This is a genomic window from Streptomyces dioscori, assembly GCF_003024195.1.
Lineage (GTDB): Bacteria > Actinomycetota > Actinomycetes > Streptomycetales > Streptomycetaceae > Streptomyces > Streptomyces dioscori.
In genome coordinates, this window is the sequence record NZ_KZ679047.1 from 273,857 (window position 1) to 284,952 (window position 11,096).

The window sequence follows — 11,096 nt, forward strand, 5'->3', positions numbered from 1 at the left end:
CGGCCAAGGCGCGGCCTTTCGGACACTGCCAGGCGCTGTCACCCTCGACATCGAGGACGTTCCGCCCAGGGAAAGGCTGTACCTGCCCCATGAGCTCCTTCCGCCCCGCACCCGCATGGCTGGCCGACGCGGTCTTCTACCAGATCTACCCGCAGTCGTTCGCGGACTCGAACGGCGACGGCATCGGTGACTTCGACGGCATCTGCGAACGGCTGGACCATCTGGCCTGGCTCGGGGTGAACACCGTCTGGCTGAACCCGTGTTTCGCCTCGCCGTTCGGGGACGCCGGGTACGACGTCTCCGACTACCTGAACGTGGCCCCCCGCTACGGCTCGAACGACGACCTCGCGGGGCTCGTCGACCGGGCGCGCGGCCACGGGATCCGCGTACTCCTCGATCTGGTCGCGGGACACACCTCCGACCGGCACCCGTGGTTCACCGCGTCGGCGGACGATCCCGACGACCACCGCTACATCTGGGCGGCGGAGGGCCGCCCGGAGGGGTTCGTGGCCTCACCCGGCAGCCGTCCGGGTGCGTATCTGCCGAACTTCTTCGCCTTTCAGCCCGCCCTCAACTTCGGTTACGCGCGCACGAGTCCGGACGAGCCGTGGCGTCAGCCGGTGGACGCGGAGGGCCCGCGCGCCAACCGGGAGGCGTTGCGCACGGTCATGGACCACTGGCTGGGCCTCGGCCTGTCGGGCTTCCGCGTCGACATGGCCGCCTCGCTCGTCAAGGACGACCCGGACAAGGCGGAGACGAGCAGGATCTGGACGGAGCTGCGTCACTGGCTGGACCGTACGCACCCGGACGCGGTGATCCTCTCGGAGTGGGGCGAGCCGGAGGTGTCCGTCCCGGCGGGGTTCCACACGGACTTCTTCCTCCAGTTCGGCGGTCCCACGGACGGCCTCGCGCTGCGCTCGCTGTGGAGCAACGGTTCCGGGACCGTCAACCTCGACTGGGATCCGCTCGACTGCTTCTTCGACCCGAGCGGCAAAGGCTCGCCGCGGCCCTTCGTCGAGGCCTGGCAGCAGGCGTCGACGGCCCTCGGCGACACCGGCTTCATCTCGCTGCCGACCGCCAACCACGACTTCTCGCGTCTCAACTGCGGGCCGCGCTCGGCCGAACAGCTCCCGGTCGCCTTCGCCTTCCAGCTCACCTGGCCCACCCTGCCCGCGATCTACTACGGCGACGAGATCGGTATGCGGTACATCCCGGACCTCCCCGACACGGAGGGCAGTGTGCTCGGGCCTGCCTACAACCGCGCCGGTTCCCGTACGCCGATGCAGTGGGACGACGGCCCGAACGCCGGTTTCTCCACGTCCGAGCACCCCTATCTCCCGGTCGACCCCGATCCCGGCCGCCCGACCGTCGCCGCCCAGCGCGCCGACGACACGTCCCTCCTCCACCTCGTACGCCGACTCATCGCCCTGCGCACGTCCACGCCCGAACTCGGTCCGGACGGCTCGGTGGAGGTGGTGCACGAGGGCTACCCGTTCGTGCACGTACGCGGCGGGCGGTACCTCGTGGTCGTCAACCCCCGCCAGGAGCGGACGAGTTGTCCGCTCGGGGACTTCCGGCCCGGCCGGGCCCTCGAAGCGTCCGGTGTCGTCGCCGAAGGCGGCACGGTCACGGCGGAGGCGTTCGGCTACGGAATCTTCGAACTGATCCGGTAGCCGAACCGCCCTGCGTCACACCCGAACGGGGAGTGTCTGGACGCTGTTGCCCACGAAACTGGCGCCGCGGGTGAGGTCCGTCTCGGGCACGGCGAGGTCGAGGCCGGGGAAGCGGGTGAACAGGCGTTCCAGGGCGATGGCGGACTCCGTCCGGGCCAGTGGGGCGCCCAGGCAGTAGTGGGCGCCGTGGCCGAGGGAGAGATGCCGGGCAGCGCCGGACCGGGCGGGCCTTGTGACGTCGAAGAGGTCGGCGTCGGGGCCGTGCGCGGCCCGGTCGCGGCCCGCGGCCGAGTAGCCGGCGAGGACGGGTGTGCCCTGGGGTATGACGGTGCCGTCGACGGTCAGGTCGCCGACCGGGTAGCGGAAGGGGAAGTAGCTGACCGGCGCGTCCCAGCGCAGGGTCTCCTCGACGACGTCGGCCCAGCCCGCCTCGCCCCGCACGACCCGTTCCAGCTGGTCACGGTGGACGCACAGGGCGCGCACGGCGTTGGTGATCAGGTTCAGTGTGGTCTCGTGCCCGGCGATGATCATCAGGACCAGGGTGCCGAGGAACTCCTCGTGGGTGAGCCGGTCGCCGCCCTCGTCGCGGGCGGCGATCAGGGCGCTGGTGAGGTCGCCGCCGGGCCGCTCGGTCCTGGCCTCGACGACCGCACCGAGGACGGCCATCAGTTCCCGGTTGGCGGCCAGCGCACGCTCGGGGCCTATGTCGGTGGCGACGACCTGGTTGGAGAGGTGGTGGAGCCGGTCGCGGAACTCGGCTTCCACGCCGAGCAGTTCACCGATGACGCCCATCGGCAGCGGCATCGCGAAGTGCGCGCGCAGATCGGCGACTCCCCCGCCGTCGCGGGCCGCGCGCTCCAGATCATCGAGCAGCTCCTCGGTCAACTCCTCTATGCGTGGGCGCAGTTGCTCGACCCGCCGGGCGGTGAACGCCTTGCTGACCAGCGATCGCAGCCGCCGGTGGTCGTCGCCGTCCGCGGTCGTCATGCCCCGTACCGTCGCGAAGGTGGCAAGGGGCCATCCGGGGGCGATGCGGCCCTCCCGCAACGCGGTGAAGTGCGCTGCGTTCTTGGCGACTTGAGGGTGTGCGAGGAACTCCTTCAGCGCCTCGTGCCCCAGCACCGCCACGCCGTCCACCCCGCCGGGCAGGAGGACCGGCGCCACGGCTCCGCGGGCGAGAAGGCGCGCGTTGTCGGCGTGCGGACAGCCGCCGGCCGGGTCGAGGCGGTGCGGCTCCGCGGACGCGCGGGACGTACCGGAGGTACCTGACGTGTCGTTCGACGGTTCGGCTGCCGTAGTGTCCAACGCGATCTCCTGACTGCGGTCGACGGCAGTCGGAGGCCGTCACAGGAAGGGGGTGCCCGGGTCGACGCCCGAGAGTACGCGGCCGTAGATCTCCAGGTTGGTGGCGGGGTTGACGAAGGAGTGCAGCGTCAGGGCGTTGATGTCCCGGGCGATGCGCTGCAAGGGCACGGACCGCTGGAGGGAGGAGGCGCCGGCGGCCGAGGCGAGCAGGTCGACGGCCTCCTTGCAGAGCCGGGTGAGATAGCCGCACTCGGCCCGGATCCTGGACCGCTCCAGCGGGGTGTACGGGTCGCCGTCATGGGCCTTGGTCTCGATCTCGGCGATCAGCCGGCCGGCCACCAGTTCGGCGGCGGAGATCCTCATCTGCGCCTCGGCGAACTGGAGATGGGTGACGGTGGCCTCGTTCTGCCGCTCGTGGAAGGTGTACGTGATGCCGCGCCGGTGGATCCGCTCGTCGAACTCCGTGAGCGCCGCCCGCCCCAGGCCCAGTGCGGCCGCCGCCGTCCAGGCGCAGAACAGCAGCAGCACGGGCATACGGTAGAAGGGGTCGTCCGCGTTGGTCTTCGACGGGGTCCGCCCGGCCAGCATCGGCCCGACCGGGAGCACCCGGTGCGCGGGGACGGGAATGTTCCGGGCCACGACCGTGTTGCTGCCGGTACCGGCGAGACCTGTGGCGTCCCAGTCGTCCAGGATCTCCAGCTCGGACATCGGCACCGCGACCCACAGCACCTCCGGTGGCCCCTCCTGGGGCCGTCCGCCGGCCGGGACGACCGCGGCCGTCAGCAGATGCCAGTCCGCGTGATGGCAGCCGGTCGCGAAGCCCGAGGCGCCGTCCACCCGGTAGCCCCCGTCGTACGGCATCGCCGTGGCGCCGGGGACGAGCGTGCCGCCGATCCTGACATCGGGGCCGGCCGGCCCGGTGAAGAAGTCGTCCTGTGCCTCGTCGGGAAAGAGCGCAGCGATGTACGAGACGCCCGCGTGACTGAGTGTCACCCATGCCGTGGAGGCGCATTCGAGGGCGATCTCGGCGAAGGCGTCGACCTGGGTGCGCAGCGGGGTCCGCTGACCGCCGTAGCGCGCGGGGACGTTCATCCGGTGCACTCCGGTGCCGCTCAGGGCGGCGACGACCTCGTCCGGCACCCGCCGGCCGTGCTCGGTCCGCAGCGCGTTCTGCCTGATCAGCGGCCGTAACTCCCGTATGCGTGCGACGATCCCGGCATCGACCATGCCGACCACCGTGGCGCGCGGCACCACCTGTGTCAACGCCCCGGGATCCGGCCGCTTCCGGCGTCACCGGACGAGAAGGTGCTACAGTGCCATCAGCACTTGTGTACGCCATCTTCAGGCGCCGGTGCAGCTTTCCTCTTATCCCGCTGGTCCGCCCGTCGATTCCGACCGGCGCACAGCATCTTCTTCGCGGCACCTCTCTTCGTACGGCGTTCGTCCGTCGTACGCGTTCCGAGAAGTGACGCGTTCCGCCGTGCAGGGCGTGAAGTCACCGCCCCTGCATCGGCCTCTCCCCCAACCGCGTGACACATCCGAGAACTTCGACCATCCGTCCGCGAAAGGACACCCACCATGACCACCACACTCGAACGCCCGCCCACTCCCGTCACCGACCTGGAGCAGGCCACCGGCGTACTCGACCTCACATCGAACGGGCAGGGCCACCTGCGCGCCGAGAACCTGCTCCCCGGCGCAGCCGACCTTCAGGTCTCCGCCTCACTGATCCGCCGGTACGGCCTGCGCAAGGGCGACCATGTCGAAGGACTGCGCGGCCGGCAGCGCGCCCTCACCGAGATCCGGCGGATCAACGGCCGTCCCGCCGACGAGGCACGCGGCCGTCCGCACTTCCGTGATCTGACCCCGCTGCACCCGCGCGAGCGGCTGCGCCTCGAACACCCCGCGGGCGGACTCACCACCCGCCTCGTCGACCTGGTCGCGCCGATCGGCAAGGGTCAGCGCGGCCTGATCGTCGCCCCGCCCAAGACCGGCAAGACCGTACTGCTCCAGCAGCTGGCCGCAGCCGTCGCCGGCAATCACCCCGAGGCCCGGCTGATGGTGGTGCTCCTCGACGAGCGTCCCGAGGAGGTGACCGACATGCGCCGGTCCGTCCGCGGCGAGGTGTTCGCCTCGACCTTCGACCAGAGCCCCAAGCAGCACATCGCGCTGGCCGAGCTGGCGATCGAGCGGGCCAAGCGGCTCGTCGAGGCGGGCCAGGACGTCGTGATCCTGCTCGACTCGCTCACCCGGCTGTGCCGGGCGCACAACAACGCGGCCGCCGCGGGGGGCCGCACCCTCAGCGGCGGTGTCGACGCGGCCTCGCTCCAGGGGCCCAAGCGGCTCTTCGGCGCGGCGCGGCTCGCCGAGGAGGGCGGCTCGCTCACCATCATCGCCACGGCCCTCGTGGACACCGGCTCCCGTGCCGACGACTACTACTTCGAGGAGCTCAAGAGCACCGGCAACATGGAACTCCGGCTGGACCGCACCCTCGCGTCCCGCCGCGTCTTCCCCGCCGTCGACATCACCCCGTCCGGCACCCGCCGCGAGGAACTCCTCGTCCCCGCCGCCGAGTTGGCGGCCGTACGAGGTCTGCGGCGCGCCCTGCACTCCCGCGGTGACGGCCAGGCCGGTCTGGAGACCCTGCTGGAGCGGATGCGGCAGACCCCGGACAACGCGACCTTCCTCCGGCAGGTCCAGCAGACGGTGCCGGGCAGCCAGTAGGCACCCGCGAACCTGTGCCGTGCGTCGGTGTCCGCTGCGGCATCCGGGTGTTCGGCAGCTCCGTTCGGCCGAGGCGGTTCGCCAGGCGACCTGCGCGTTCCTACGTTTGCGGTATGACCATCGGACTCCCCGCCCGCACGGCCGTCTCCTGCTCCGCCCTCTGCGTCGTCGGAGCGCTCGCCCTCGTGCCGGGACCGGTCGCGGCCCTCGGCGCGGCACACACGACCGTCACCGGGCCGCGCGCCGGGACGGCCGTCGCACACACCGGGCCCACTCCGAGCACCGCCAATCCCCCTCCCGCGCCCGCCTCGTCGTCCTCACCACCCTTGCCGCCTCCGACATTGGACCGTCCCGGGACACAGGTCGCGCTCCGGGCCGGAGCGCCCGGCGTGCCGCGGGAGATGTCCGCCCGGTCCTGGCTGGTGGCCGACGCCGACACCGGCGATGTGCTCGCGGCACACAACGCACACCTCGCCCTGCCGCCCGCCAGCACGTTGAAGACCCTCTTCGCGGTGACCGTGCTCCCCGTGCTGCCCTCCGCGGTCCGGCACACCGTCACCGAGGCGGACCTGGCCGGCATCGGCCCCGGCAGCAGCCTGGTCGGGGTCCGCGCGGGACGTACCTACCGGGCGTCCGACCTGTGGCGGGGCGTCTTCCTCAACTCCGGCAACGACGCCGTCCACGTACTCGCCGAGATGAACGGCGGCTGGCGTGCCACGGCCGCCCAGATGCAGGCCAAGGCCCAGGCCCTGGGCGCCCGTGACACCCGGGTCGTCTCACCCGACGGCTACGACACACCCGGCCAGGTGTCGTCCGCGTACGACCTGGCCGTCTTCGGGCGCGCGGGGCTGCGCAACACGGACTTCGTCCGCTACTGCGCCACCGTCCGCGCGAAGTTCCCCGGCGACGGCTGGGCGTACGAGATCGAGAACACCAACCGGCTGCTCTCCGGTGCCGACGGGGTCGCGCCCTATCCAGGGCTCATCGGCATCAAGAACGGGTCCACCTCCCAGGCGGGCAGCACGCTCGTCGCCGCCGCGCGCCGGGGCGGGCACACCCTCGTCGTCACCGTGATGGACCCTCAGGAGGGCGGCAGGTTCGCCGTGTACGAGGAGGCGCGCTCCTTGCTCGACTGGGGTTTCGGGGCCACCGGCCGGGTCGATCCGGTCGGCTCGCTCCTGCCCCGTCCCGTGCCACGTGCCACCGCGGGTCCGGCGGCCGGGGCACGGCCCGGCCCCGGTCCGGGTGCCGCCCCGCCGGCCGGGCCCGCGGCGCCCGCGGACGAGGCCGACGGCCCCGCGGGTGCCGGTGGCTGGCTGACGACGGCGGGAACGCTCGCCGGCTCGGGCGCGCTCGGCGCGGGTGCCGTGGCACTGGCCCTGCGCCTCCACGGCCGGCGTTCCGCCACGCGACGCTGATCGAGGGGCAGCCCGAGCAGCAGCCCCAGCGTGATCCACACGTACGCGTTGCTGCCGACGAAGCCGACGATGCCCGACGCGTCGTCGAACCACAGCCACACGACGCTGCTGCACAGCAGGACGTACAGGCCCGCGGTGAGCCACAGCAGCCCTGCGCGCCGCCGCCGCAGGCCCGTCTCGGCGAGAATCACCAGCGAGGGCAGCAGCCAGACGAGGTGGTGGACCCAGGTGATGGGGCTGACCAGGCACGCGGCGAGTCCGGTGAGGGCGAAGGCGCCGAGGACGTCCCCGCCCGCGAGGGCCCGGCGCGCCCGCCACATCCACACCCCGAGGACAGCGAGCGCCAGCAGCGCCCAGACGGCACGGCTCGGCTCGGCGGGGTCGGCGAGACGGGCCAGTACGCCCTGCAGCGACTGGTTGGAGACATAGGCGAGGCGGCCGATACGGGACGTGTCCCAGACCGCGTCGGTCCAGTAGAAACGGGACGCGTCCGGCGCGGCCAGGGCCGCGAACGCGGTGGCGGCCGCCGCGACCCCCGTGGCGGTGGCCGCCGCGCGCGGGCGCCGGGCGAGCAGCAGCAGGACGATGAAGATCGCGGGCGTGAGCTTGACCGCCGCGGCAAGACTGATCCCGACGCCCGCCCAGCGGCTGCGCCCGTGCGCGATCAGCCGGGCGTCGGCGAGGACCAGGGCCAGCAGCAGGAGGTTGACCTGGCCGAAGCTGAAGGTGTCGCGGACCGGTTCGAGGAGGGCGAGCAGACAGACACCCACGCCGAGCCCGAACAGGCCGTACCGGCGCAGCCTGCGCCCGGTCAGCACGTACAGGGTGTGCAGGACGAAGCCCGTCGCGGCCAGGTTGAGCAGCAGGCCGACAGCGATCGCGGTCTGCAGTCCGAGCAGCGCCATCGGCAGCATGCCGACGGCCGCGAACGGCGGATACGTGAAGCCGTACGTCGTCCCCGGCACCCGGTAGTCGTAGAGGTGCCCGCCGTGGTGGATCCAGGTGTCGACGGCCCCGTGGTAGACCCGCAGGTCGAACCAGTCCCGCAGCAGGGGCACGGTCGCGGTGAAGACCGTCACGGCGGTGGCCAGGACGAGAACGAACAGCAGACGCCCCCGGTCGGTGCGCGGCAGCCTCATGCCGTCCGCCCCAGGACGGGCGCGTTCGACGTCTGGTGCGCCTGCCAGAGGACGACCAGCGCCAGCATCCCGCCCGACACCGCGAGTGCCAGCTGCTCGCTGTCGGGCGGCCCGCCGCTGGGCAGGACACCGAGGGCGAGCACTCCGGTCACGGCGGCCACCCGGTGGCGTACGGACGCACTGGGCGCCGCCGCGGCGATGAGGAACAGGCCCCACAGCGCGTACCAGGGCCGGACGGCCGGGCCGAGCACGGCCACCGTCGCCAGGCTGAGGCCCAGCGCGTAGACGGGGCTCACGCGGGGGCGGCGCAGCCAGATGCCGGCGATGACGACGACGGTGAGGACAAGGCCGAGGGCGTGCCAGGCGGGCAGCGCGTACGGGGCGAGATCGCTGCCGAGGCCCCGCAACAGGTCGCCGGTGGCGCGGCCGAGGAGGCTGGTGGGCGACCAGTTGTGCGGGGACACGGGTGTCCTCAGGGCGGCGATCCAGCCGTATCCGGTACCGGCCGCGGCGGTCGCGGCGACGGTGGTGGCGAGGGCGGCGGCCGTGGTCGTGGCGACGGCCCGCGCCATGCTCCGTCCGGCGCGTACCTGGAGCGCCACGACGGCCGCCAGGCCCAGCACGGCCGGAACCTTGACCAGGGCGGCCAGGGTGACGAGGACGGCGCCCAGGACGGGCCAGCGGCCGAGGGCCGCCACCAGTCCGGCGCCGAGGAGGCCGAGCATGAGGGCGTCGTTGTGCGCTCCGGCCACCAGATGCAGCAGCACGAGCGGGTTGAGCGCGCCGAGCCACAGCGCGGCGGCGGGGTCGGCGCCGCTGTGCCGGGCCAGCCTCGGCAGTACGGCGGCCATCAGCGCCACACCGAGCAGCGCGACGACCCGCATGCCGAACAGTCCGGCGGGCACCTCGCCCCGCGTCAGGCCGGACAGCGCGGAGGCCACCGCGAGGAAGACGGGCCCGTACGGGGTCGCGGTCCGCCGCCACACGGGCGCCACCTCGTCCGCGAGGGGTCCGCCCAGGATGGCGGGGCCGTGGGTGTAGACGTCGAGGTGCGCGTCGACCATCGCGCCCTGGGCCAGATAGCTGTAGACGTCCCGGCTGAACAGGGGCGGCGCGAGCAGCAGGGGAACCGCCCACACGGCGAGGACGACCAGCAGGGCACGGGGCGTCGGCGGTTCGGGGCCTCGGACCACCCGCCCCAGCAGCACCCAGGCGGCGATGAGCAGGACGACTCCGAAGTACACGCCCACCAGGCCGAGTGCCGCCCTTCCGGACGCGAGGGACGGCAGTTCCCGTACGGGCAGGGCGCCGGCCGTCTCGCCTCCCGCCGTGAGGACGACGGAGCCCGCGAGCCCGAGCAGCTGACAGCGACGCAGATCGACGGTGAAACCCTTGGCCAACACTCGGCAAGCGTGTCAATGCGGGGTGGCCGGAAAGCGACGCGTCCACTTCGGAGCGGCAGCCGCGGCATGGCCGCCGTCTTACTGACCAGGACGGGCGTCCGGACGGCTGTGCGGGTGCGGCTGCTCAGAACACCGACAGGCCGGTGATGGTGGTGAAGCGGTCCAGAGCGGCGACTCCCGCGACCGAGTTGCCGTGTCCGTCCAGGCCGGGGCTCCACACGCAGAGCGTGCAGCGGCCGGGGACGACGGCGATGATCCCGCCGCCGACACCGCTCTTGCCGGGCAGGCCCACGCGGTAGGCGAACTCGCCCGCCGCGTCGTACGTGCCGCAGGTGAGCATGACCGCGTTGACCTCCTTGGCCTGGCTCATCGTCAGGAGGCGGGTGCCGTCCGCGCGGATGCCGTGCCGGGCGAGGAAGCCGGTGGCCAGGGCGAGGTCCGCGCAGGACGCCTCGACGGAGCACTGCCGGAAGTACTCGTCGAGCAGGACCGGGACCGGGTTGCCGATGTTCCCGTAGGACGCCATGAAGTGGCCGAGCGCGGCGTTGCGGTCGCCGTGGGCGGTCTCGGAGGCGGCCACGTCCTCGTTGATGGCGAGCTCGTCGTTGCCGCTCTCCGCGCGCAGGAAGCCGAGGAGGGTGCCTGCCGCGTCGCCGGTCTGGGTGTGGAGGCGGTCGGTGACGACGAGGGCGCCCGCGTTGATGAAGGGGTTGCGGGGGATGCCGTTCTCGTACTCCAGCTGGACGAGTGAGTTGAAGGGGTTGCCGGAGGGTTCACGGCCGACGTGTTCCCAGAGTTCGTCGGCCTCGTGGGCCAGGTCCAGGGCCAGGGTGAAGACCTTGGTGATGGACTGGGTCGAGAAGGGCTGGCGCCAGTCACCGACTCCGTACACCGTGCCGTCGAGCTCGGCGACGGCCATGCCGAAGCGGCGGGGGTCGCAGGCGGCGAGGGCCGGGATGTAGTCGGCGGGCCGGCCGCGGCCGGGGGTCTGCTCGATCTCTGCGGCGATACGGTCCAGGACGGGCTGGAAGGTCAGCGGCGAACTCATGATCACATTCTGCCGCCGGGGCACTCCGTGCGGGTGGGTGCGGGCCGGTGGGGGTGGGCCGCGCAGTTCCCCGCGCCCCTGAAAAGCAAAAGACTGCGCCGTTCCCCGCGCCCCTCAAAGACAAAAGACTGCGCCGTTCCCCGCGCCCCTCAAAGACAAAAGACTGCGCCGTTCCCCGCGCCCCCGGTATTTGGGGGCGCGGGGAACTGCGCGGGTGACCCCCACCGACCCGCACCCCACCACGGGCGGAGCCCCACGCGGGGACGCCAGGCGGCGTTTAGGGGCGCGGGGAACTGCGCGGGTGACCCCCACCGACCCGCAGCCCACCACGGGCCGGAGCCCGCGCGGGGCGTCACGCGGCATGCAAGGGTGCGAGGAACGGCGCG

7 protein-coding genes and 1 pseudogene are annotated in these 11,096 nt (G+C 72.6%); 3 read left to right on the top strand and 5 right to left on the bottom strand.

The features are described 5' to 3' along the window. Positions 1-89 precede the first annotated feature (89 nt). Positions 90-1,673, top strand: coding sequence for an alpha-amylase family glycosyl hydrolase (locus C6Y14_RS25500; protein WP_107019146.1), 1,584 nt, complete (start codon positions 90-92; stop codon positions 1,671-1,673). A 15-nt stretch (positions 1,674-1,688) separates the two neighbouring features. On the opposite strand, the gene C6Y14_RS25505 is transcribed toward C6Y14_RS25500, so the two are convergent. Then, positions 1,689-2,978 carry a cytochrome P450 family protein gene (locus C6Y14_RS25505; RefSeq protein ID WP_107019147.1) on the bottom strand — a complete coding sequence of 430 codons (1,290 nt, stop codon included), beginning with the start codon at positions 2,976-2,978 and terminating at the stop codon, positions 1,689-1,691. A gap of 39 nt (positions 2,979-3,017) precedes the next feature. Then, positions 3,018-4,205, bottom strand: coding sequence for a flavin-dependent monooxygenase (locus tag C6Y14_RS25510; protein WP_107019248.1), 1,188 nt, complete (start codon positions 4,203-4,205; stop codon positions 3,018-3,020). Between the two features lie 351 nt (positions 4,206-4,556). Between C6Y14_RS25510 and rho the strand changes: the two genes are divergently transcribed. Further along, on the top strand, positions 4,557-5,702 hold the full coding sequence (gene rho / locus C6Y14_RS25515) for a transcription termination factor Rho (RefSeq protein WP_107019148.1): 1,146 nt from the start codon (positions 4,557-4,559) through the stop codon (positions 5,700-5,702). A 401-nt stretch (positions 5,703-6,103) separates the two neighbouring features. Beyond that, a pseudogene (locus C6Y14_RS45155) lies at positions 6,104-6,772 on the top strand (D-alanyl-D-alanine carboxypeptidase family protein); the annotation flags it as partial. Between the two features lie 11 nt (positions 6,773-6,783). Here C6Y14_RS45155 and C6Y14_RS25525 read toward each other — a convergent pair. The 3 genes from C6Y14_RS25525 to C6Y14_RS25535 all read right to left on the bottom strand — a co-directional run bounded on the left by C6Y14_RS25525 (position 6,784) and on the right by C6Y14_RS25535 (position 10,710). After that, positions 6,784-8,259, bottom strand: a complete 1,476-nt coding sequence (locus tag C6Y14_RS25525; protein ID WP_107019149.1) for a glycosyltransferase 87 family protein — start codon at positions 8,257-8,259, stop codon at positions 6,784-6,786. Continuing rightward, positions 8,256-9,662, bottom strand: coding sequence for a polyprenol phosphomannose-dependent alpha 1,6 mannosyltransferase MptB (mptB, locus tag C6Y14_RS25530; RefSeq protein WP_107019150.1), 1,407 nt, complete (start codon positions 9,660-9,662; stop codon positions 8,256-8,258). The genes C6Y14_RS25525 and mptB overlap by 4 nt, the downstream gene beginning before the upstream one ends. A 124-nt stretch (positions 9,663-9,786) precedes the next feature. Beyond that, the gene (locus tag C6Y14_RS25535) at positions 9,787-10,710 is read right to left on the bottom strand and encodes a glutaminase (protein ID WP_107019249.1); all 924 of its coding nucleotides are present in this window, start codon (positions 10,708-10,710) and stop codon (positions 9,787-9,789) included. Positions 10,711-11,096: the final 386 nt, after the last annotated feature.